Source organism: uncultured Reyranella sp., assembly GCF_945957355.1.
Taxonomy (GTDB): Bacteria; Pseudomonadota; Alphaproteobacteria; order Reyranellales; family Reyranellaceae; genus Reyranella.
The window spans coordinates 41373-63446 of the sequence record NZ_CAMFKM010000005.1 but is presented as its reverse complement, the minus strand read 5'-3'; the positions used below and the strand labels follow the sequence as shown (position 1 = coordinate 63446).

Sequence of the window (22074 nt, the reverse complement as noted above, 5' to 3'; positions counted from 1 at the left end):
GCCCCATGCCTGACGCCCTCTCCGAGTCCCAGCGCCTGCTGGCCCAGCTTCGCTTTCCCTGCGGTGACGTGCCGGAACCCGGCGACATCAAGAACGTCGCCCCCGGCATCTACTGGCTGCGCATGCCGCTGCCGTTCCAGCTCAACCACATCAACCTGTGGCTGATCGAGGAGAAGGACGGCTGGACGATCGTCGACACCGGGATCAATTCGCAGGACACGCGAACCCTCTGGGAGAAGATCTTCGCCGAAAAGCTCCAGGGCAAGCCGGTGGTGCGCGTGATCGGCACGCATCTCCATCCCGACCATATCGGCCTCGCGGGGTGGCTGTGCGAGCGCTGGAACGCACCGCTCTATATGACGCTCGGCGAGTACATGAGCGCGCAGGCCGCGCGCAACGACTTCGTCGAGAGCGAGGAGACGCGCGCCGCGCACGTCGCGCGCAATGGCGTGCCGCCCGACCGTATCGCCAACTTCCATCGCCACAAGGGCGGCTACGCCAAGGGCGTGGTGCCGCTACCGACCGCCTTCCGGCGCATGATCCATGCGCACCCGATCACCATCGGCGGCCATCGCTGGGACGTCATCGTGGGCCGCGGCCATGCACCCGAGCATGCCTCGCTCTGGTGTCCCGAACTCAACGTGATGATCGCGGGCGATCAGGTGCTGCCCAAGATCAGCACCAATGTCGGCGTGTGGCCCAATGAGCCGCTGGCCGACGCCCTGACCTGGTTCCTCGACGGTTTCTCGCGCTTTCGCCGCCTGCCCGCGGACGCGCTGGTGCTGCCGAGCCACGGCTTCCCCTTCATCGGCCTGCACACGCGCCTCGACCAGCTCATCGCCCATCACGATGCGCGGCTGAACGACATGGAGCTGGCGATCGCCGCCCGGGGTCCAGAGGGTGCGACCGGCTGGGACATGGTGCCGGTCCTGTTCCCGCGCCATCTCGACAACAACCAGATCGTCTTCGCCTTCGGCGAGACCCTGGCGCACCTCCATTGCCTGGAGACCCGCGCGCGGGTGAAGAGGATCGAGGTCGACGGCGTGCACCGCTTCGTGGCCCTGGCCGACCTCAATGCCCAGCCGCCCGCCGACGATACCGACGACGTGGTCATGGATATCGGCCAGACCTGATGAAAGCCTCCCTGCTCTAGATGCGCGTCGATCTTTTTGATTTCGAGCTGCCGGACGAATTGATCGCCCAGCGGCCTGTCTCTCCGCGCGACTCCGCGCGCCTGCTCGACGTCACGGGCGAGGTGCTGCACGACCGCACGGTGCGTTCGCTGCCGGGCCTGCTGCGGCGCGGCGATCTGCTGGTCTTCAACGACACCCGGGTAATTCCCGCGCGCCTGAGAGGTATCCGGCCAGGCGACGGCTTGCGCCAGGACGTGGCGGTCGAGGCGCTGCTGATCCGCGATCTCGGCAACCGGCGCTGGCGCGCCTTCGCGCGTCCCGGAAAGCGGCTGCGGCGCGGCGATGTGCTGGTCTTCTCGGGTCTCCGCGCGCTCGTCGAATCCAAGGACGAAGACGGTTCGCTGGTGCTGGCCTTCGACCAGGAGGGTCACGCCTTTCTCACAGCGCTGGAACAGGAAGGCACGGTACCCCTGCCTCCCTACATCCGCGGCGGCACCGCCGACGCGCAGGACCGGAAGGATTATCAGACTCTGTTCGCCAGGAACGACGGGTCCGTCGCGGCGCCCACTGCCGGCCTGCATTTCACGCCGGACCTGATGGCCGCCCTCGCCGACAGCGGCGTCACCACGGCAGGTGTCACGCTGCATGTCGGCGCGGGCACCTTCCAGCCGGTGAGGGTCGACGACACCGACGCCCACACGATGCATGCCGAATGGGGAGAGGTTTCCGCCGCCACCGCGCGCGCCGTCGAGGCCACGCGCATCCTGGGCGGCCGCATCGTCTCGATCGGCACGACCTCGTTGCGCCTGCTCGAAACCGTGGCACGGGAGCATGACGGCGCCATCAAACCGTGGAGCGGCGAGACCGACATCTTCATCACGCCAGGGTTCAAGTTCCGTGCGGTCGACCTCCTGCTGACCAACTTCCACCTGCCGCGCTCGACCCTGTTCATGCTGGTCTCGGCCTTCGCCGGGCTGGACCGCATGAAGCAGGCCTATGCCCATGCCGTGCGGGAGCGATACCGCTTCTATTCCTACGGCGATTGTTGTCTGTTGCGCCGATGAGCCTTTCCTACGAGCGACTGGGCAGCGACGGCGCGGCCCGCCGCGGCCGCATCACGACCGCGCACGGCACGATCGAGACGCCGGCCTTCATGCCCGTCGGCACCGCCGGCACCGTGAAGGCGATGCTGCCGCAGTCGGTGGCCGAGACCGGCGCGGAGATCGTGCTGGGCAACACCTTCCACCTGATGCTGCGGCCGGGCGCCGAGCGCGTGGCGGCGCTGGGCGGCCTGCACAAGTTCATGAACTGGCCGGGTCCGATCCTGACCGACTCAGGCGGCTTCCAGGTCATGTCGCTCAAGGAGCTGCGCAAGCTCGACCCCGACGGCGTCACCTTCCGCTCGCCGATAGACGGCTCGCAGCATCGCCTGACCCCCGAGAGCTCGATCGGTATCCAGCGCCTGCTCGACGCCGACATCACCATGTCGTTCGACGAATGCACCAGCTGGCCGGTCGAGGAGCCGGAAGCCGCCTTCTCGATGCGCCTCTCCATGAAGTGGGCCGAACGCGGCCGCCGGGCCTTCGTCGAGCGCCCGGGCTACGGCCTGTTCGGCATCGTCCAGGGCAGCACCTTCCCCGAGTTGCGCGCTGAAAGCGCGAAGGCGCTGATCGACATCGGCTTCGACGGCTATGCGGTCGGCGGCCTGGCCGTGGGCGAGGGCCAGGCGCTGATGTTCGGCACGCTCGACTATACGGTGCCGATGCTGCCGGCCGACCGGCCCCGTTACCTGATGGGCGTGGGCCGTCCCGGCGACATCGTGGGCGCGGTGAAGCGCGGCATCGACATGTTCGACTGCGTGATGCCGACGCGTTCGGGCCGCACGGCCCAGGCTTTCACCCGGCGCGGCGAGCTCAACATGCGCAACGCCCGCCATCGCGACGATCCGCGTCCGATCGACGAGCACTGCGCCTGCCCCGCCTGTCGGCATCACAGCCGCGCGTATCTCCATCACCTGATTCGCGCCGATGAAATACTGGGTGTGATGCTGCTCACCTGGCACAACCTTCACTATTATCAGGACATCATGCGCGGCTTGCGCGGCGCCATCGAAGGCAAGACCCTGGATTCCTGGATCGCGTCGTTCGAGAGCGACCAGGCACTGGGCGACATCCCCCCATTGTGACGGAGCGTACCGGATGCCGAACGAGGCCCTGATCGTCGTCGACGTGCAGAACGACTTCTGCGAGGGCGGTGCGCTGGCCGTTGCCGGCGCCAATGCCATCGTCCCGCTGGTCAATCGCCTGATCGGCCGCCACGACCATGTCGTGCTGACGCAGGACTGGCATCCACCGGGCCACGCCTCGTTCGCCAGCTCGTGGCTGGACGCGGAGCCCTTCTCGACCGTGCAGTTCCCCTACGGTCCGCAGGTCCTGTGGCCGGATCATTGCGTCCAGGGCACGGCGGGTGCGGCGTTCCATCCCGGGCTGGAGATCACCAAGGCGCAGATGATCGTGCGCAAGGGCTTCCACACCGGCATCGATTCCTATTCGGCGTTCCGCGAGAACGACCGCATGACCCGAACCGGCCTCGACGGCTACCTGAAGGCGCGCGGGTTCACGAAGCTCATCTTCTGCGGCCTGGCCCTCGACTACTGCGTCGCCTGGTCGGCGATCGATGCGCGGCAGGCCGGCTTCGACGTGGCCGTCGTGGTCGAGGCGACGGCCGCCATCGATCTCGACGACAGCCGCAAGCGCATGATGAGCGACATGCGCCGCGCGGGGATCAATCTGAACGCTACGGCCTAAACGCTGCGCCTTGGCGCAGCATTGGCGGCGTGTAGCGCTGCAGGAAGCGCAGCGACCGAAGCGCGGGCGCCGCGCGCTTCAGAAAAGATCCCGGTGTCGAGACCTAAACACGCTCCAGCGCGAGCGCGATGCCCTGGCCGACGCCGATGCACATGGTGGCGAGCGCGCGCTTGCCGCCGGTGGCCTCGAGCTGGTTCAGCGCGGTGATCATCAGGCGGCCGCCCGAGGCGCCCAGCGGATGACCGAGTGCGATCGCGCCGCCGTTCGGGTTCACATGCTCGGCATCGTCGGCGAGGCCCAGCTGGCGCAGCACGGCCAGGGCCTGGGCGGCAAACGCCTCGTTGAGCTCGATCGTGTCGAAGTCGCCGATGGTCATGCCGAGCTTGGCCAAGAGCTTCTGCGTCGCCGGGACCGGGCCGATGCCCATGACGCGCGGCGGCACGCCGGCCGAGACCGTGCCCAGGATGCGCGCGCGCGGCGTCAGGCCGTTGGCGCGGGCGGCGGCTTCCGAGGCGATGATCATGGCGCAGGCACCGTCGTTCAGGCCCGACGAGTTGCCGGCCGTCACCGAGCCGCCGTCGCGGAACGCCGCGGAAAGCTTCGACAGCGTCTCCATCGTGGTGTCGCCGCGCGGATGCTCGTCCTTCTCGACGACGATCTCGGCCTTGCCCTTCTTCACGCAGACCTTGACGATTTCCTTCTCGAAGAAGCCGCGCTCCTGCGCAGCCTTGCAGCGGCGCTGGCTGCGATAGGCGAAGGCATCCTGGTCGGTGCGGCTGATCTGGTGCTCGGTGGCGACGTTCTCGGCGGTCTGGCCCATCGGGTCGACGCCATAGGCCGCCTTCATGCGCGGGTTGACGAAGCGCCAGCCCAGCACCGTGTCCTCGAGCTTCATCGAGCGGTCGAAGGCGCTCTCGGGCTTGCCCATCACATAGGGCGAGCGGGTCATGCCCTCGACGCCGCCGGCGATCATCAGGTCGGCCTCGCCGAGCTTCACGGCGCGGGCGGCGTGGCCCGCCGCTTCGAGGCCGGAACCGCAAAGACGGTTGACGGTGGCGCCGGCCACCTCGACCGGCAGGCCGGCCAGCAGGCCCGCCATGCGGGCGACGTTGCGGTTGTCCTCGCCGGCCTGGTTCACGCAGCCATAGATGACATCGTCGACCGAACCCCAGTCGACGTTGGCGTTGCGCTGCATCAGCGCCTTGATCGGATGGGCGGCGAGATCGTCGACCCGCATGGCGCCCAGGCCACCATTGTAGCGGCCGACAGGGGTGCGGATCGCGTCGCAAATAAAGGCTTCGGTCATCTTGGGTACTCCCGACTCAGGCAATCGTTGCATTGGGGTTAGCACCCGCCACAGGCGGTTGCCAATGGCCTGCGCGATGCCCCTGGGACAGGGGCGCCATGTCTTTGAGGGGATGGCGGAATGTCGCTTTCAGGGGGCCGCGCGACGGCAGACGGCGTACTGGGCGTAGCCGAGATGGGGCCGTTCGAAGCGCCGGACGTCGATGTCGCCGGGGAGCCGCGCAAGAGCGCCCTCCAGCGCATCGCGCGGAATCACGTGGAACAGCGCCAGCCACTGGCGCAGGCCGCCTCGGAACCATCGGGGAAGCCGCTCCTGGCCACCGAAATCGACGAGATGCAGTTCGCCGCCCGGCTGCAGCCAGACGACCGATTGGGCGAGCGCCCTCTCCCACTCCGGGATCATCGACAGCGTGTAGGAAAAGAAAATCCGCGAGAAGCCCGGTACACCGAACAGCGGCGCGGGGTCGAAGCCGGTGGCGTCGGCATGGGCCAGGCGGATGCGCATGCCCAGCCCTTCCCGGTCGACGCGGCGACGCGCCGTGTCGAGCATTTCCAGGGAGAGGTCGATCCCGAACAGTGGTGCGGCGGGGTGGCGATGCGCCACCGCGATCAGGTTGCGGGCGGTGCCGCAGCCGATCTCCAGCACGCGGCCGCCGGGCGGCGGCGCCAGCCCGTCGATCAGCCGGTCGCGGCCCAGCAGATAGTATTTGCGGCTGAGATCGTAGACGTGGCGCTGGCGGCGATAGATCCGGTCCATCAGACCGGCGTTCGCGAGGGTCGTGCTCACGGCTTCAGCACATAGAGATGGAAACCGCCGTAGATGGCCGACCGGTCGCGCGCGGTGAAGCCGAGCGACGCGTCGGCTTCATAATGCCACTGGTCGAGCAGCGCCGGGGCGACGCGGCCGGGCAGCAGCGAGGGCTCGGCGGCGGTGCGGAAGATCACACGGGCGCCCGGCCGCGCCGTTCGGGTGATCTCGGCCCATAGCGCGTTGAGCTGGGCGTCGGTCATCCAGTCCTGGGCATCGAGCAGCACATAGCGATCGCGCGAACCCGCGGGACAGGAGGCGAGATAGTCCGTTACCGAGCGGTTCATCACCTCGACCCTCTCGGCACCGCGCTTTACCGCGGCGAAATTCTCCTGCCGGAGATAGGGCGGCAAGGGCCCGCCGGCATCGCGCGCATAGGCGCGGCCGAAGGCCTGCCAGGCGAAGTAGTTGTCCGCGAGGCTGAAGCCGCAGGCCAGCCGCTCCACCCGGTCACGCAGCACCGAGCCCATGTCGCGGCCGCCGGCCAGCGCCTCGTACTGTGCCGGCGGGATGCCGAGACCGTAGAGCGACAGGCGGCTCGACGTGGCCCAGCGCACCGCCGGCTTGTCGAACAGCGGCGCCAGCACCGTGTCGAAGAAGCGCTGCTGCTCCTCGATCGTCCGCGCGGCGAGCAGCTTGCCGAAGTCGACGCCGTAGGCGCGCGCGGCGACGTGCGCCACGCCGATGAAGCGGCCGAGCACCCCGTGACGATAGGCGTTCTGCGCGAAGATCGAGATGCGGCGACGGCCGCCCCGGTGAAGGCTGCGGCCTTCCCAATAGGCCCGGCTCTCGGCATCGAGATGCGGCGCGATCTCCCGGTCGTACAGGCTCGGATTTTCGCGCGAGTCGGCAGCACCGAAGAAGCGATAGTAGTCCGACCAGGAGGGCAGCCTCTGGGCCGCCGTGAGCTTCAACCGGTTGAGCGCCACATGGGCGCGGCTGAGGTCGACCGCGGTGATGCGTGCGGGATCGGCGGTGAGATAGGACAGGATGTTGCAGCCGCCCGACGCGATGGCGACAACATGACAATCCGCCGTCAGCGCCATTGCCTCGAGGTCGACTTCGGGATCCTCCCAGATCTGGGCATAGACGAGGCCGCGGAACAGCCGCTCGAACAGCTTCTCCAATATCCCTTCGCGGGACATGACCTTGTGGCGGCGCACCGCCTGCTTCAGGAGCGAATTGCTCTCGGCCCGCGGATGGATCAACCCTACGACTCCGGCTCTACATCGACTCGCCGACGCTAGACGTCGTCGGTGCCAGTTTGATGACAGCTACCTGTGGGCCATCCCGACTTGACGGGATGACCGGTTAGGTGAAAAGGTCGAGGCATGAGCGCCCAAGGTTTTGCCCTGTTCGACACGCCGATCGGTACCTGCGCCATCGCCTGGAGCGGCCGCGGCATCGCGGGCCTGCAGCTTCCCGAGCCGACCCCGGCCGCGACTCGCGCCCGCGTGAAACGGCGCTGGCCGGGCGTCGTCGAGGCGGCGTCCGTGCCGGCCGGCGTACAGCGCGCGCTCGACCGGGTGCAGGCGCTGCTGGCGGGCGGCGCCGCCGACCTCGCCGACATCCCGCTCGACCTCGAGGCGGCGCCCGAATTCCATCGAAGGGTCTATGAGGTGGCACGCAGCATTCCGCCCGGCCGCACCATGACCTATGGCGAGATCGCCAGGCGTCTCGGCGTGCCGCACGAATCGCGCGAGGTCGGCCAGGCGCTGGGCCGGAATCCGGTCGCCATCATCGTGCCCTGCCATCGCGTGCTGGGCGCCGATGGAAAGATGGGCGGCTTCTCGGCCAATGGCGGCGTCTCGACCAAGCGGCGCATGCTGGAGATCGAGGGCGCGCCCGAGGTCGGCGCGGGTCCTCTCTTCGCGACACGATGAGCGGCTTCCCATTCAAGCCGGCAAGAGCCGTCGCGCATCTCAGGGCCGCCGATCCGGCGCTGGCCGAGATCATCGACACGGTCGGCCCGTTCCGCATGCAGCTCAAGGTCTCGCGCAGCCTGTTCGGCTCGCTGGCAGAAGCCATCGTCTACCAGCAGCTCTCCAACAAGGCAGCGGCGACGATCTATGGCCGGGTCGAGGCACTCTACTCCAAAGCCACCGATGGCTTTACACCGCGCCACATCCTGAAGACGCCGGAGGAACTGTTGCGTCGCTGCGGCCTGTCGCGCGCCAAGGTACTGGCCGTGCAGGATCTCGCGCGCCGCGTCGACAGCGGCGAACTGCCGACACTCGACGAGGCGCAGGCGATTCCCGACGCCGAGCTGATCGAGCGCCTGGTGACGGTCCGCGGCATCGGCCGCTGGAGCGCCGAGATGTTCCTGATGTTCCGCCTCGGCCGCCCCGACATCCTGCCGCTCGACGACTATAGCCTCCGCAAGGCCTACGCGAAGGCGTTCCGCAAGCGGGCATTGCCGTCGCCGAAGGCGCTGGAGAAGGCCGGCGAGAAGTGGCGGCCGTATCGCACGGTGGCGAGCTGGTATCTGTGGCGCGTGCTGGATCAGCCGACCGCGTAGCGTGGTGAAGCCGCGTTCATCTGCCGCCACTGGAGTGACACGTTTGCTATGACATAATCCGCGCATGGCCCTGTTGTTTTCCAATACCGTCGACCGTACCCTCGAACGACTTCGTACCGCCTTCGTCGACACCGCCCGCGGCGCCCGCGAGGCGGTGGGCGCCCCGCTGCGGCCCGATCTTCCCGACGACGATGTTCCCCGGCTGAAGAGCCGCATCGACGCCTGCCTTGAAGGCAAGGGCGGCGAGACCGCACGCCGCGGCCGGGCCGCAGAATTGGGACAGGCCTACCTTTCGCTCTCGGCCACCGGCCGCAAGAAGTTCCTGCTGACCCTGGCGCGCGACTACGGCCTGCCACGAGAGGCGGCGATGAAGACCGTCGACAAGTGGCGCGCGGGCAAGGACCCCGCCCGGGCGCTGCGGCGCGAGCTGGAACCGCCGGCGGTGAAGCTGTTGCGCGAGTTCGTGGGCGTGCCGCAGGGCGTGAAGTTCGTGGTCGACCTACGCGCCGAGCTGCTGACGCTCGGGCGCAGCGATGCCGCGGCCAAGGCGCTCAGCGAGGATCTGCGCTCGCTGCTGGGCGCCTGGTTCGACGTGGCCTTCCTCGATCTCGTGCGCATCGACTGGTCCTCGCCGGCGTTGCTGCTGGAAAAACTGGTGACCTATGAGGCGGTCCACGCCATCCGCTCCTGGCGCGACCTCAAGAACCGGCTCGATTCGGACCGGCGCTGCTTTGCCTTCTTCCATCCGCGCATGCCCGACGAGCCACTGATCTTCGTCGAGGTGGCGCTGGTCGACGGCATGGCGGGCAACGTGCAGCGCCTGCTCGATGCGCGCGACGAGACGCACGATCCCAAGCGCGCCAACACGGCGATCTTCTACTCGATCTCGAATTGCCAGCAGGGACTGGCGGGCATCAGCTTCGGCAACTTCCTGATCAAGCGCGTCGCCGACCAGCTCTCGCGCGACCTGCCCAACATCAAGGACTTCGCCACCCTCTCGCCGATTCCCGGCCTGCGCCAGCACGTCGAGTACCGGTTCAAGACCGAAGGCGATGGCGCCCTCACCCAGACCGAGATCGCCTCGCTGGGGCCGGTGACCGACGAGGCCTACGGCGCCGCGGCCGTCCTCAAGCTGCTGGCGCGGCCGAACTGGTGGGAGGTGCCCGCCATCGACAAGGCGCTGCGCCCGATCCTGACGCGGCTCGCCGCCGTCTATCTCACCGCCACCGACAAGGGTCGCGCGCTCGACCGGGTGGCGCACTTCCATCTCGGCAACGGCGCCGTCATCGAGCGGCTGAACTGGCTGGGCGACACCAGCGCCAACGGGTTCAAGCAGTCCTACGGGATGATGGTGAACTACCGCTACAAGCTCTCCGACGTCGACGCCAACCACGAGGCCTACGCCGCCGGCAAGGTCGTCGCGAGCCGCGAGGTCCGAGCGCAGACGAAGGGGTGAGTGCGTCTTAGTCGGTGCCGATGCAGCCTAGCCCATCGGGCATCGGCCATTCGGTCGCGGGCGGCAGGTCGGGGGCATACCACCGGCGAATGCATTTATCGCTGATTGCGTAGCCCCAATTGACCAGCGCATTGCGCACTGCGTCGCCGGGGTCCGCAAGGCGCGTGCCGACGCGTGAAAGCACGGCGACGGCTTCCGGACGGCAGGCCAGGCCGCCGACGCTGTCGTATTTCGCGGGATTGGTCCCGATCGACCAGTAGGTGCCATTCGCCTGGCCGGCCGCGCGGCCATCGTCGAAATACTTGATGAGGGCCCGGCGGCGCAGCGAGCGAACCTGATTGTCTTCCACGTCCAGCACCCGCCGCAATTGTGCGTACCAGTTGCCATAGCCGCTGTCCTTGATGGCATGCGGCGCGCCGCCGTCGCTCACCAGCACGATCGGCCAGTCGTTGACGGGCTCCAGCCCGTGATTGTCGTAGACACCGCCATCGCTAAGCACGGCGCGGCTACGGACGAACGACGGCACGGGCGGCGGCACCTCGGTCCGGTCTGCGCGGGCGGGCCAATCGTCGATCGTGTAACCGCCGAGGTTGAGGGTCATGGGCGACAGCACAGGCGGGAACGCCGAGGACGCCGCGACCGCCCGCGCCAGCGAAAAGCGCGGCCTGTCGATCCGCCCGACGCGATAGTCCGCCATGTACGGCCGCGAGAATCGCCAGAGCGAACCGGTCGTCAGGTTCGTCGCGCAAATGATGAATCGCGGCCCCTCATCGCCCGGCAGGTCCTGCAGGGTGGCACCGTGGAACAATGCCCGGTCGTAAACCCATGAGACGAGGCTGGACACGAGCCGACCCTGGGTGAGGAAACCGACTGTCGCGCAGTACCAGTCCATCGAGTGGCGCGAAAAGCGCAGTATGCCGTCGACATAGGCGTCGTTGAAATTGGTCGCGACACCCCTCGCCCAGGTGAGGCGCTTCCAGACCAGGCCGAGATACGCAGCCGATATCGAGCCGCCGGAAACGCTGGAAACCCGGCTGACCTGCTGCAGCAGGCCGAGTTCATTCAGCCGGATCAGTACACCGGTATGAAAGAGCATGGCGCGATAGCCGCCTCCGGAGAGGGCGAGTGCGATACCCGTGCGCTGTTGCGTCTGAACCGGCGCGGATTCTTCGAAAGCCATGGGCTGATCCTTGCTGGGTTGCACTTCCAATCCAGGGTGCCATTCGGAATGGACAGCCAGCAAGCGGCAACGGGGGCACAATTCGCCCCCGCGGCGACAGCGCTTCGCCCGAGCGTTGCCGGTAGGTGACGGCCTACTTGTTCAGATACTCGAGCTTGAGGCCCGGGCGCGGCCACTCGAAGCTGACCAGTTTGCCCGTCATCGACAAGGTGGCGTAGGCGGTTCGCAGGTCCGTGCCCCCGAAGCAGACGTTGGTGACCATCGCATCGGGGAACTTGTACTGCGTCACCGACTGGCCGTCGGGCGAGATGTCCGAGACGGCGCCGGTGATCAGGGTGGCGACACAGATGTGGCCGGCGGAATCGACCGCCAGCGAATCGAACATCTGGTAACCGCCGAGCCCCGCCACCACCCGGCCCTTCTCGCCGCGATAGGGCCCGTTAGCATCCTTGATGACACCCGGCGCCGACAGATCGAAGGCCCAGAGGCGGGCGGTCGGCGTCTCGACGACGTAGAGCGTCCTGCCGTCGGGCGAGAGGCCGCAGCCGTTGGGCCGCTCCAGCGGAAACACCTTCTGCTCGATCTTCGAGCCGTCGGCGCGGGCGTAGTAGACCGCCCCGCGATCGTTGTCGTACTCGCGCGTCTTACCCAGGTCGGTGAACCAGAAGCCGCCGGCATCGTCGAACACCAGGTCGTTCGGCCCATTCAGCTTGCGGCCGTCACAGCTGTCGTAGAGCGTCTCGAACTTTCCGGTCTCGGGATCGACCACCTGGATCGAGCCGCCTTTGTAGGAGACCGGCTGCGTGCCGGGAAACAGGCGGCCGTCGGGCCGCTCGATCCAGTTGAAGCCGCCATTGTTGGTCACATAGATCTTGCCGCCGGGCCCCATCGCCGCACCGTTCGGGCCGCCGCCCAGCTTGGCGATGATGTGCTGCTTGCCGTCCGGCGTGACCCTCGTGAGCGTCTCGCGCGCGATCTCGACCAGGATGACCGAGCCGTCCGGCATCGCGACCGGGCCCTCCGGGAACTTGAGGCCCGAGGTGATCTCCTTGAACGGCGTCGTCATGGTCGTCTCTCCCGTGGTTCCTGTCGTTTCTACTTGCCCTTGAAGGCGGGCTTGCGCTTGGCGAGGAAGGCCGCGACGCCTTCCTTGAAATCCTCGCTCTTGCCCAGCTCGCGCTGAAAATCGCGCTCGACGTCGAGCTGCTGGGAGAGCGTGTTGCCACTGGCGCGGTTCATCGCCTCCTTGATGCGCGCGAGAGACATCGTCGGTCCGTCCGCGAGGCGCCGGGCGAGATCGCCCGCCGTCTTCATGAGGTCGGCATCCTCGACCACGTCCCAGATCAGGCCCCAGTCCCTGGCCTGCTGCGCGCTGATCTGCGGCGCCAGCATGGCCAGCGCCCGCGCCCGCTGCTCGCCCACCAGGCGCGGCAGGAACCAGGTGCTGCCGCCGTCGGGCAGCAGGCCGATGCGTGCGAAGGCCTGCAGGAAGGAGGCAGACTTGCCCGCAATGGCGATGTCGGAGGCGAGCGCGAAGCTCATGCCGACGCCGGCGGCCGGGCCGTTCACCGCCGCCACGATCGGCTTCGGCACGCTGCGCATCAGGCGGATCACGGGGTTGAAGAACTTGTCGAGCGCCTCGCCCGAGTCCGACGTGTTGCCCCGGTCGGGATCGGCGAGGTCGGCGCCGGCGCAGAAGCCGCGGCCCGCCCCGGTCAGCAGCACTGCCCGCACCGATGTGTCGGCCGCCAGCTCTTCCCAGCACTGCTTCAACTCGGCGATCATCTTGCGCGACACGGCGTTGAGCCGGTCAGGCGCATTCAACGTCAGCGTGGCGAGACCGTCTTCCTTGGCGATCTGGATCTTCTCGTAGGTCATCTGATTCTCGTCTCTCAACGTCCGGTGAAATTGGGTGCACGCTTGGCGAGGAAGGCCGCGACGCCCTCCTTGAAATCCTCGCTCTTGCCGAGTTCGCGCTGGCGGTCGCGTTCGAGGTCGAGCTGCTGGTCGAGCGTGTTGGTGGCGGCCGCGTTGATCGCGCCCTTGATCGCCGCATAGGAGCGGGTCGGGCCGGTGGCGAGCTTCCCGGCGATCTTGCCGGCCTCGTCCATCAACGCCGCGTCGTCGACCACCTGCCAGACCATGCCCATGCGCGCCGCCTCCTCGGCCGGCACCGACGTGCCGAGCATTGCCAGCGCCCGGGCACGGGCATCGCCCACCGTATGCGGCAGGAACCAGGTGCCCCCCAGGTCGGGGATCAGCGAGATGCGGACGAAGGCCTGGTCGAAGCGGGCCGAGCGCGCGGCGATCACGATATCGCAGGCGAGGGCGAGGTTCGCACCGCCGCCGGCCGCCACGCCGTTCACCGCGGCGACGATCGGCTTCGGCAGGTCGCGCATGGCGCGGATCATCGGGTTGAAGATGCGGTCCATCGCGGCGCCGACGTCGCGCGGCCCCGAGGCCCCCGCGTCACCGGGACCGCCGGCTGCCAGGTCGGCGCCGGCGCAGAAGCCGCGGCCGGTACCGGTCAGCAGCACGGCACGTACGGCATCGTCTTCCCGGGCACGTTTCAGCTCGGCGTTCATGACGTCGATCAGTTGATGGCTCATCGCGTTCAGCCGCTGCGGGCGGTTGAGCGTGAGGGTCAGCACACCGCCCTCGAGGGCGGACAGAACGGGCGTTTCTTCCATGACCACAAGACTGGCATGGCCGAATCGGCCGCGCCATCCGGTCGCGTCGCATCGCGGCATTCGCTACCTTATCCGGAAGACATGGCCACGATCCTCATCCTGGTCGGCACCGAGTCGGGCAATGCCCAGATGGTGGCCGACGCGCTGCAACCCGTGCTGGCGAGTGCCGGACACGTGGTGGACGTCACCGACAAGGCGGCAACCGCCGCCGACCTGCAGGCGCACGACGTGCTCCTCGTGGTCTGCGCGACCCACGGCTCGGGCGACATCCCGACCAACATCCTGCCGCTGGTCGAGGCGCTGCAGCGCGACAAGCCCGACCTGTCGGGCCACCGCTACGGCGTCATCGCGTTGGGCGACATGACCTACCAGGACACGTTCTGCGGCGGCGGCAAGAAGGTCGACCAGGCCCTGGAGGTCTGCGGCGCTCGCCGGGTCGGCGACCGTCTCGAAATCGATGCCTCCGAGCAGCCTTTGCCCGACGAGGAAGCCCTCACCTGGATCGAAGGCTGGAAGACGAAGGTCTGAGCCTCAATCCGGCAGCGTGAAGATCTCCACCGGCTCGCGGACACCGCGCAGGCGGTGCTTGCCAAGCGACTTCATGGGGCGCGGGCAGTCCTGGTTGAATTCGGCAGAGGCGCAGACGCGGACGCCAAGGGCCTTGGTCAGGCCCTCCAGGCGGGAGGCACGGTTGACGGCGGAGCCGATGACGGTGAAGTCGAGCCGGTCCTCCGTGCCAATGTTGCCGAAGGTCACCGTGCCGACATGCAGGCCGATGCCGAACCTGATCGGCTCGGCGCCACCCGTGGCACGCGCTTCGTTGGCGGCTTCTGCATCGTCGATCAGCTGGCGCGCGGCATCGAGCGCGGCCGCCGTCACCATCGGCATGAACAGCGCATCCTCGGCCGGGAAATAGGCCATCACGCCGTCGCCGATGAACTTCAGGATCTCGCCACCATGCTTGGCGAGCGCGTCGCCCACCAGTTGGAAATAGTTGTTCAGCAGTTCGAGCACCTGGTCGGGCGGCAGCCGCTCGTTGAGGCCGGTGAAGTCCCGCAGGTCGGAGAACCACAGCACGGCCCGGATCTCCTCGCCGTCGCCGCGGCGGATCATGCCGTGCAGGATGCGCTCGCCGACCTGTCGTCCGAGATAGGTCTGGGCGACGGTCTGGGCGACGCTCTCCTCGATGTACATCTCGGTCACTGCGCCGATCATGTCGACGAGTCGCGTCAGGTCGTCGATATCGGCCTCGCTGAAGCCGCCCTTGCGATCGGTCGCGAAGGCCACGACCGGCAGCGGGCCGTCGCGGCGGACATGCATCGGCAGCGAAAAGTAATCGGTCCCGCCGCCGCTCCGAACCTCGTGCAGCACCTCGTGGTGGCGGTCGGTCAGGTCGTCGAGCCGGTAGCGGACCGGGGCACCGCCCTCCCGCACCTCCTTGAGGGGACTGCCAATATAGGCCGGCGTGAACTGTACGCCATAGGCGCGGGCGATCGTCTCCACCTTGTCGCCGCGGCGCCACAGATAGCCCATCGCCTGCAGTTGCGGATGGACGAGCTGCAGGCCGATATAGGTGCGCCAGACCGGGATGCCGGCCTCGAGCACGCGCTTCATCAGCTGCTCGAAGAAGGCCTCCGGACGCCGCACGAGCCGGCCTTCACGCAGCAGCCACTTCTCGACCGGCAGCAGGCGATCCGCTGCCGGTGTGGTCACGGGAGACGTCTCGCCGCTCAGGAGCCGCTCACGACGGCAGCGACTTCCTCGCCGGAGGTGCGGAAGACGCGATTGGCCGAGACGTCGGCGATCTTCTCGATATTGTCGGCCACGTCCTCGATGGTCGGCGCGCGGCCATCGATGCGCAGCCCCTCGGCCTCGCGATACTCGATGCGCGCGAAGGTGCCGGCGCCGGCGCTCCAGATGTCGCCGGTGCGCTGGCACTGCTCGCTGCACAGATAGGCGACCATCGGCGAGACGAACTCGGGCCGCAGCTTGGCCAGCGCCTCGGGCGTCATCAGGCTCTCGGTCATGCGCGTGGCGGCGATCGGCGCCAGCGCGTTCATCATGATGTTGTACTTCTGGCCCTCGAGCCTGAGCGCATTCATGAAGCCAACGACGGCGAGCTTGGCGCCGCCATAGTTCGACTGGCCGAAGGTGCCGTAGATGCCCGAGTTCGACGAGGTCACGACCACCCGGCCATAGGCCTTGGCACGCATGATCGGCCAGGCGGCATGGGTTACATAGGCGGTGCCGAGGAAGTGGACCTTCACGACGAACTCGAAATCCTCGGTCGTCATGTTGTGGAAGGTCTTGTCGCGCAGCACGCCGGCATTGTTCACCACGATGTCGACCGTGCCGAAGGCATCGACGGCGGTCTTCACGATGTTGGCAGCGGTCGCGGCCTCGGCGACGGAATCGTAGTTGGCGACGGCGACGCCACCGGCCGCCTTGATCTCGTCGACCACCTTGTCGGCCGCGGCGTGGCCGCCCCCCTTACCATCGACCGCGCCACCCGGATCGTTCACGACCACCTTGGCGCCGCGGCTGGCCAGCAGGAGCGCGTGCGAACGGCCGAGCCCGTTACCCGCGCCGGTGACGATGGCAACGCGATTGTCGAAGCGGATTGTCATGTCTGTCCTCTACTCTTTCCTGAGAATCACAACCGAGGCCACGGCCTCTTCCATGCCGATCACGCCGCCGCCGTTTTCGGCGAGCGCGACTTTTGCTCCTTCAACCTGGCGCGCGCCAGCCTCTCCGCGCAGCTGCGTGGCGAGCTCGGCCAGCATCGACAGGCCGGTGGCGCCGACCGGATGGCCCTTCGAGACGAGGCCGCCCGAGGTGTTGACCGGCAGCTTGCCGCCGGGACCGGTGGCGCCCGATCCGACGAACTTGCCGCCCTCGCCCTCGGGGCAGAAGCGCAGCATCTCGCACTGGTAGATCTCGCAGAAGCTGGTGGCGTCATGCACCTCGGCGACATCGATATCCTCTGGCCCGAGGCCCGCCATCCGGTAGGCCTTGTCGGCGGCCGCGCGCGTCAGGCCGGGCTCGTCGAGGTTGCGGTACATGCCGCCGGAGAACCCGACGCCCGCGATCTTCACGGCGCGGTCCTGCACGTCCTTCGGCTGCTTCGCGAGATACTCCGCCGAGCACAACAAGGCCGCGGCCGCCCCGTCACCGATCGGCGCGCACATGGCGCGGGTCAGCGGGAACGACACGGGCCGGTCCTCCAGCACCGACTGCGGAGTCATCTGGAAGCGGTACTGCGCCTTCTCGTTCAGCGCGCCGTAATTGTGGTTCTTGGCGGCGCCGGCCGCGATCTGAGCCTGGGTCGTGCCGTACTTCCACATGTGCCACTTGGCCTGCATGGCGTAGGTATCCATGAAGATCGTGCGGTCATCACCCGGCTTGAATTCGGAGCCGACCATCTTGCCCACCCGGTTCATCTCCTCGACCAGCCGGTCGTGCTGGCTGGTGATGTAGCCCTGGTTGAAGAGGCCGGCCGTGCGCTCGGGCGCTTCCGGGCTGAACAGCTTCTCGACGCCGAGGCAAAAGGACAGCTCGTGGGTGCCGGCCAGCACATCCTTCCAGGCGCCCATGAAGGCGGTCGAGGCGGTGGCGCAGGCATTCTCGACGTTGAACATCGGCACCCGCGCCGGGAACAGCCCCTCCTCGACCAGCGGCTGGAAAAGCGCCTGGCCGCGGATCGAGTTCTGGCCCCAGAAGCCCATGCCGCAATTGCCCAGCCAGCCGGTTTCGATGTCGCTGCCCTTGTCCAGGCCGGCATCCTCCAGGGTGCCGAGATAGGCCTCACGCGCCAGGTCGCCGAAGCTCAGGCCGGGGTGCTTCTTGAAGACGGTCGTATAGGCGCCGATCACGTAGACGTCGCGCATGGGGCGGTTTCCTCAGGTTGGCTTTGGCCGCATTTGAGCGTATCCAAACGGCTTACGCTAGGAGAACGAACATGGCTGTAGCGGCCCAGGCGAAAGCCCTCAACGTCGATGCCACGATCGCCGAGCTGAAGGCGCTTTTCGGCGACCGGGTCAGCACCGCGCACGCCGTGCGCGAACAGCACGGCAAGGACATTTCGTATCACGAGGCGCACCTGCCCGACGCCGTGGTTTTCGCCGAATCGACCGAGGAAGTGCAGCAGATCGTCCAGCTCTGCGCCCGCCATAAGACGCCGATCATCCCCTTCGGGACCGGCACCTCGCTGGAAGGCCATATCAGCGCCCCCAACGGCGGCATCTCTCTCGACGTCAGCCGCATGAACAAGATCCTGCAGGTCAACGAGGCCGACCTCGACGTGGTCGTGCAACCCGGCGTCACCCGCAAGCAGCTGAACGAATACCTGCGCGCAACCGGCCTGTTCTTCCCCATCGATCCCGGCGCCGACGCCTCGATCGGCGGCATGACCAGCACCCGCGCCTCGGGCACCAACGCGGTGCGCTACGGCACCATGCGCGAGAACGTGCTGTCGCTGCAGGTCGTGACTCCCGACGGCCGGATCATGCAGCTCGGCCGCCGCTCGCGGAAGTCGAGCGCGGGCTACGACCTGGTGAAACTGTTCGTGGGCTCCGAGGGGACGCTGGGCGTCATCACCGAGATCACGCTCCGCCTCTACGGCACGCCGGAATCGATGGTCGCGGCGACCTGCGCCTTCGACAGCCTCGAGGGCGCGGTGAACACGGTGATCCAGACCATCCAGTCCGGCATCCCGGTGGCGCGCATCGAGCTGATGGACACCTACACCGTCGACACCGTGAACCAGTATTCCAAGCTCACCCTGCCGCAGAAGAACCTGCTGCTGCTGGAATTCCACGGCACCGAGGCCGGCACCAGGGAACAGGCCGAGATGGTGCAGGCCATTGCCGCCGAGCATGGCGGTGGCGACTTCGCCTGGACCAACCAGGCCGAGGAGCGCAGCAAGATGTGGCAGGCCCGCCACGACGCGGCCTGGGCCGCCAAGGCCTACAAGCCGGGCTGGGGCATGTGGGCGACCGACGTCTGCGTGCCGATCAGCAAGCTCGCCGAATGCATCCTCGAGACGCAGAAGGACATCCAGGCCAACGGCCTCTACGCTCCGATCGTCGGCCATGTCGGCGACGGCAACTTCCATCTCACCATGATGGTCGACCCCAACGACCCGACCTACCTGCCCAGGGCCGAGGCATTGAACGACCGCATGGTCGCGCGCGCCCAGAATCTGGGCGGCACCTGCACCGGCGAACACGGCGTCGGCATCGGCAAGATCAAGTACCTGTACAAGGAGCACGGCGAGGCGATGTCGCTGATGCGCGCGATCAAGAAGGCGATCGACCCAGACAACATCATGAACCCGGGCAAGATCATCGGGCCGATCAACTGATCATCGCTGGGAGCGCGCCACTCCAGTGGCGCTCCTTTTTCAGACCATGACATGAGCGCCACTGGAGTGGCGCGCTCCCAGCAGAATCACCCGCCCGAGGCGACGACGCATTCCTTGACGCGCTTCCAGGCGGCGGGAGCGCTCTTGCCGAGGTTGACGTCGTCGCGATCCTCGCTGCCGCCCAGCAGCATGCTGTAGCCGCCTTTCGAGGCAATGATCTCGATGGCCGCCGGCGGCAGGATCGCCCACATGCGCTTCCCGTCGGCCTCGATCAGGAGGTCCCATTGCATGCCGTTCGCCGGTTCGCGCAGGGGGACGACGATGGAGTTGGGGAACTTGCCCTTGCGCCCTTCGGCGCGGACGCTGAGATAGGAGTGGCCGTCGGTGCGCATCGCCAGAATGTCGTCGCGGCCGCCGACGCGGCGGAAGGCGCGGCAGTTCGTGACGCCGCTCTGTTCCTTCACGCGCGTGAAGTTCCAGCTGTCGAAGCCCTTGCCGTAAGGCTGCGGGTTGTTCTGCGCCAGTGCAACCGACGACAGCCCCGCCAGGCACAGGCCCGCGAGTACGCTCTTTACTACCATCCACCCTCTCCCCCAGTGCGGGCGAATGGAAACCGACGAAGATCGTCATCGTCAACGCTACCCGGGGCCGCAGGAATCAAAAAAGGGCCGGCGGATGCCGGCCCTTTCATGTCAAACCAGACGCGCCTTACTTCGCGGCCTGGACCATGATCTCGACCTTGAGGCCGGGAGCCGCAAGCTTGGCTTCGACCGTCGCGCGGGCCGGGGTGTTGCCGGGGGAAACCCAGGCGTCCCAGACTTCGTTCATCTGGCTCCAGGTCGAGATGTCGGTCAGCCAGATGTTGGCCGAGAGCACCTTCGACTTGTCGGTGCCGGCTTCGGCCAGGAACTTGTCGACCTTGTCGAGGATCTGCTTGGTCTGGCCCTTGACGTCGGCGCTGGCGTCGTCGGCGGTCAGGCCGGCGAGATACACCGTGTCGCCATGGACCACGGCGCTGCTCATGCGGGCGCCGACGTTGATACGCTTGATGCTCATATTGTCTCTCCTCGATGAAGCCTGAAAAGCGGGCGGGACCTTAGCAGAGGCTAGATTGCCGCGACGACCATGATTTCGACCTTCATGTCCGGGTCGTTGAGACGGGCCTCGACGGTGGCGCGGGCCGGCGTATGGCCGGGCACGACCCAGGCGTCCCAAACTCTGTTCATGGCGGCAAAATCGGAGATATCGCTCAGCCAGATCGTAGCGGTCAGGATCTTCGACTTGTCGCTGCCGCCCTTGGCCAGCAGCGAGTCGATCTCGGCCAGCGCCTGCCGGACCTGGCCGGTGATGTCGAGGCTCGTATCCTCGGGGATCATCCCCGAGCAGTAGATGCGGTTGCCCAGGGTCACGGCCTCGCTCATGCGCGGGCCGACGTCGATTCGGGTGATGGTGCTCATGATCCGCCCGTCATAAAGCGCTCCGACCCCTCGCACAACGGATCGGAGCCGCACTCCGCGCTGCCCGCGCCGCCGGATCGCGTTACAGTCCCGGGAAGCCTACCGGAGAAACGCCATGACCATCCGCCGCCCCCTCGACGGGATGCTCGTCCTCGATCTTGGCCAGATCTACAACGGCCCCTATTGCGGCCTGCAGCTCGCCTTCATGGGTGCGCGCGTGCTCAAGATCGAGCCGCCGGAGGGCGACGTCGTGCGGCGCCGCAAGCGCGAGGTCGAACCCTATCCGCTGGTGATGCTGAACTCCAACAAGGAATCGGTCGTCCTCGATTTCAAGCAGCCGCGCGGCAAGGAGATCTTCCTCGAGCTCGTGGCCAAGGCCGACGTGCTGATCGAGAACTTCGCCGCGGGCGTCATGGACCGGCTCGGCCTCGGCTACGACGTGCTGAGCAAGATCAATCCGCGCCTCGTCTATGGCGGCAGTTCGGGCTTCGGCCTCGACGGTCCCTATCGCGACCTCGCCGCGATGGACGTCACCATCCAGGCAATGAGCGGCATCACCAATGCCACCGGCGATGCCGACGGACCGCCGACCAAGGCCGGCGCCGCGGTCTGCGACTTCCTGGCCGGCATCCATCTCTGCGCCGGCATCCTGGGCGCGCTGGTGCAACGCGAGCGCACGGGCAAGGGCCAGCGGGTCGAGGTCGCCATGCATGAGGCGGGCGCGATCTCGATCGCCTCGGCGCTGGGCGCGGTGATGGACGGCGACAAGAATGTGCCCGACCGCACCGGCAATCGGCATCCCGCACTGGCCATGGCGCCGTACAACACCTATCGCTGCCGCGACGGCTATGTCGCGATCTTCACCTCGGCCGAGCGGCACTGGGTATCGATGTGCGAGATGCTGGGCCGCCAGGATCTGCTGACCAATCCCGAGTTCGCGACGACTCCGGGCCGCGCGAAGAACATGGCCGTGATCGACGACATGGTCGGCGCCTGGACGCTCCCAAAGACAAAGGACGAGGTGCTGGCCGCACTCACCGAAGCGCGCGTCCCCTGCGCCCCGGTGAAGACCGCGCGCGAGGTCGCCTACGACCCGCATCTCGAGGCGCGCGGCTTCTGGGTCGATGTCGACCACCCGCGCCGCGGCAAGACCCGCGTGCCGATCTCGCCCATCCGCCTCCATACCGGCGGCAAGTCGGAGATCACCCGCCCGGCGCCGACCCTGGGGCAGCATACCGATGCGGTGCTGGGAGAATTGCTCGGCCTCGGCACCGGCGAGCTCGACAGGCTGCGCACGGATGAAGTCACCGTGCCGGTCACGGAACGGAAAAAGAAGTAACAAACGAAGAGGAAACGCC

The 22074-nt window shown here is 67.5% G+C and carries 23 protein-coding genes; 10 read left to right on the top strand and 13 right to left on the bottom strand.

From position 1 onward, the window contains the following. Window positions 1–5 precede the first annotated feature (5 nt). From Q0Q48_RS10000 to pncA, 4 genes are read left to right on the top strand one after another with little or no spacing between them, the layout of a single operon-like run. Window positions 6–1133, top strand: coding sequence for an MBL fold metallo-hydrolase (locus tag Q0Q48_RS10000; protein ID WP_295137007.1), 1128 nt, complete (start codon window positions 6–8; stop codon window positions 1131–1133). A gap of 20 nt (window positions 1134–1153) precedes the next feature. Continuing rightward, entirely contained in the window at window positions 1154–2197 is a 1044-nt protein-coding gene (gene queA / locus Q0Q48_RS09995) for a tRNA preQ1(34) S-adenosylmethionine ribosyltransferase-isomerase QueA (protein ID WP_295137005.1), read from the top strand. Further along, complete coding sequence (tgt, locus tag Q0Q48_RS09990; RefSeq protein WP_295137003.1) at window positions 2194–3318, top strand: tRNA guanosine(34) transglycosylase Tgt; 1125 nt, start codon at window positions 2194–2196, stop codon at window positions 3316–3318. The genes queA and tgt overlap by 4 nt, the downstream gene beginning before the upstream one ends. A 13-nt stretch (window positions 3319–3331) precedes the next feature. Then, window positions 3332–3940 (top strand): bifunctional nicotinamidase/pyrazinamidase, encoded by a 609-nt coding sequence (gene pncA / locus Q0Q48_RS09985; RefSeq protein WP_295137001.1) that lies wholly within the window; start codon window positions 3332–3334, stop codon window positions 3938–3940. Between the two features lie 103 nt (window positions 3941–4043). On the opposite strand, the gene pcaF is transcribed toward pncA, so the two are convergent. The 3 genes from pcaF to Q0Q48_RS09970 form a co-directional block, all read right to left on the bottom strand. Continuing rightward, entirely contained in the window at window positions 4044–5246 is a 1203-nt protein-coding gene (gene pcaF / locus Q0Q48_RS09980) for a 3-oxoadipyl-CoA thiolase (protein ID WP_295136999.1), read from the bottom strand. Window positions 5247–5375: 129 nt separating this feature from the next. Beyond that, entirely contained in the window at window positions 5376–6032 is a 657-nt protein-coding gene (locus Q0Q48_RS09975; RefSeq protein WP_366915277.1) for a class I SAM-dependent methyltransferase, read from the bottom strand. Then, complete coding sequence (locus tag Q0Q48_RS09970; protein ID WP_295137611.1) at window positions 6029–7258, bottom strand: DUF3419 family protein; 1230 nt, start codon at window positions 7256–7258, stop codon at window positions 6029–6031. Before Q0Q48_RS09970 ends, Q0Q48_RS09975 begins: the two co-directional genes overlap by 4 nt. A gap of 126 nt (window positions 7259–7384) precedes the next feature. Between Q0Q48_RS09970 and Q0Q48_RS09965 the strand changes: the two genes are divergently transcribed. From Q0Q48_RS09965 to Q0Q48_RS09955, 3 genes are all read left to right on the top strand, one after another. Continuing rightward, on the top strand, window positions 7385–7936 hold the full coding sequence (locus Q0Q48_RS09965) for a methylated-DNA--[protein]-cysteine S-methyltransferase (protein ID WP_295136997.1): 552 nt from the start codon (window positions 7385–7387) through the stop codon (window positions 7934–7936). After that, window positions 7933–8571 (top strand): DNA-3-methyladenine glycosylase, encoded by a 639-nt coding sequence (locus Q0Q48_RS09960; RefSeq protein WP_295136996.1) that lies wholly within the window; start codon window positions 7933–7935, stop codon window positions 8569–8571. The genes Q0Q48_RS09965 and Q0Q48_RS09960 overlap by 4 nt, the downstream gene beginning before the upstream one ends. A 64-nt stretch (window positions 8572–8635) precedes the next feature. Continuing rightward, window positions 8636–10027 carry a malonyl-CoA decarboxylase family protein gene (locus tag Q0Q48_RS09955; protein WP_295136993.1) on the top strand — a complete coding sequence of 464 codons (1392 nt, stop codon included), beginning with the start codon at window positions 8636–8638 and terminating at the stop codon, window positions 10025–10027. Between the two features lie 7 nt (window positions 10028–10034). On the opposite strand, the gene Q0Q48_RS09950 is transcribed toward Q0Q48_RS09955, so the two are convergent. The 4 genes from Q0Q48_RS09950 to paaG form a co-directional block, all read right to left on the bottom strand. Continuing rightward, on the bottom strand, window positions 10035–11231 hold the full coding sequence (locus Q0Q48_RS09950; protein WP_295136991.1) for a patatin-like phospholipase family protein: 1197 nt from the start codon (window positions 11229–11231) through the stop codon (window positions 10035–10037). 109 nt (window positions 11232–11340) lie between these two features. Next, the gene (locus Q0Q48_RS09945) at window positions 11341–12273 is read right to left on the bottom strand and encodes an SMP-30/gluconolactonase/LRE family protein (RefSeq protein WP_295136989.1); all 933 of its coding nucleotides are present in this window, start codon (window positions 12271–12273) and stop codon (window positions 11341–11343) included. Window positions 12274–12302: 29 nt separating this feature from the next. After that, the gene (locus Q0Q48_RS09940; protein ID WP_295136987.1) at window positions 12303–13085 is read right to left on the bottom strand and encodes an enoyl-CoA hydratase-related protein; all 783 of its coding nucleotides are present in this window, start codon (window positions 13083–13085) and stop codon (window positions 12303–12305) included. A gap of 14 nt (window positions 13086–13099) precedes the next feature. Further along, window positions 13100–13897 carry a 2-(1,2-epoxy-1,2-dihydrophenyl)acetyl-CoA isomerase PaaG gene (gene paaG / locus Q0Q48_RS09935; RefSeq protein ID WP_295136985.1) on the bottom strand — a complete coding sequence of 266 codons (798 nt, stop codon included), beginning with the start codon at window positions 13895–13897 and terminating at the stop codon, window positions 13100–13102. Between the two features lie 81 nt (window positions 13898–13978). Between paaG and Q0Q48_RS09930 the strand changes: the two genes are divergently transcribed. Next, window positions 13979–14425 carry a flavodoxin domain-containing protein gene (locus tag Q0Q48_RS09930; RefSeq protein WP_295136983.1) on the top strand — a complete coding sequence of 149 codons (447 nt, stop codon included), beginning with the start codon at window positions 13979–13981 and terminating at the stop codon, window positions 14423–14425. 3 nt (window positions 14426–14428) lie between these two features. Here the strand turns inward: Q0Q48_RS09930 and Q0Q48_RS09925 are convergent, their stop codons facing one another. Genes Q0Q48_RS09925 through Q0Q48_RS09915 form a run of 3 tightly spaced genes read right to left on the bottom strand, consistent with a single transcriptional unit; the run spans window position 14429 to window position 17784 of the window. Then, the gene (locus Q0Q48_RS09925; RefSeq protein ID WP_295136981.1) at window positions 14429–15610 is read right to left on the bottom strand and encodes an adenylate/guanylate cyclase domain-containing protein; all 1182 of its coding nucleotides are present in this window, start codon (window positions 15608–15610) and stop codon (window positions 14429–14431) included. A 17-nt stretch (window positions 15611–15627) separates the two neighbouring features. Further along, window positions 15628–16524, bottom strand: coding sequence for an SDR family NAD(P)-dependent oxidoreductase (locus Q0Q48_RS09920; protein ID WP_295136980.1), 897 nt, complete (start codon window positions 16522–16524; stop codon window positions 15628–15630). Window positions 16525–16533: 9 nt separating this feature from the next. Next, the gene (locus tag Q0Q48_RS09915) at window positions 16534–17784 is read right to left on the bottom strand and encodes a thiolase family protein (protein ID WP_295136979.1); all 1251 of its coding nucleotides are present in this window, start codon (window positions 17782–17784) and stop codon (window positions 16534–16536) included. 71 nt (window positions 17785–17855) lie between these two features. On the opposite strand from Q0Q48_RS09915, the gene Q0Q48_RS09910 reads away from it, so the two are divergent. Further along, a complete protein-coding gene (locus tag Q0Q48_RS09910; RefSeq protein ID WP_295136978.1) occupies window positions 17856–19259 on the top strand; it encodes an FAD-linked oxidase C-terminal domain-containing protein in 1404 nt (467 codons plus the stop codon). An 86-nt stretch (window positions 19260–19345) separates the two neighbouring features. On the opposite strand, the gene Q0Q48_RS09905 is transcribed toward Q0Q48_RS09910, so the two are convergent. From Q0Q48_RS09905 to Q0Q48_RS09895, 3 genes are all read right to left on the bottom strand, one after another. Then, a complete protein-coding gene (locus Q0Q48_RS09905) occupies window positions 19346–19840 on the bottom strand; it encodes a hypothetical protein (RefSeq protein ID WP_295136977.1) in 495 nt (164 codons plus the stop codon). A gap of 127 nt (window positions 19841–19967) precedes the next feature. Beyond that, the gene (locus tag Q0Q48_RS09900; protein ID WP_295136976.1) at window positions 19968–20315 is read right to left on the bottom strand and encodes a RidA family protein; all 348 of its coding nucleotides are present in this window, start codon (window positions 20313–20315) and stop codon (window positions 19968–19970) included. 50 nt (window positions 20316–20365) lie between these two features. Continuing rightward, window positions 20366–20716 (bottom strand): RidA family protein, encoded by a 351-nt coding sequence (locus Q0Q48_RS09895; protein WP_295136975.1) that lies wholly within the window; start codon window positions 20714–20716, stop codon window positions 20366–20368. A 115-nt stretch (window positions 20717–20831) separates the two neighbouring features. Here Q0Q48_RS09895 and Q0Q48_RS09890 point away from each other — a divergent pair, with 115 nt between their 5' ends. Continuing rightward, window positions 20832–22055: a CoA transferase gene (locus tag Q0Q48_RS09890; RefSeq protein ID WP_295136974.1), complete on the top strand. Its 1224-nt coding sequence runs from the start codon at window positions 20832–20834 to the stop codon at window positions 22053–22055. Window positions 22056–22074 lie beyond the last annotated feature (19 nt).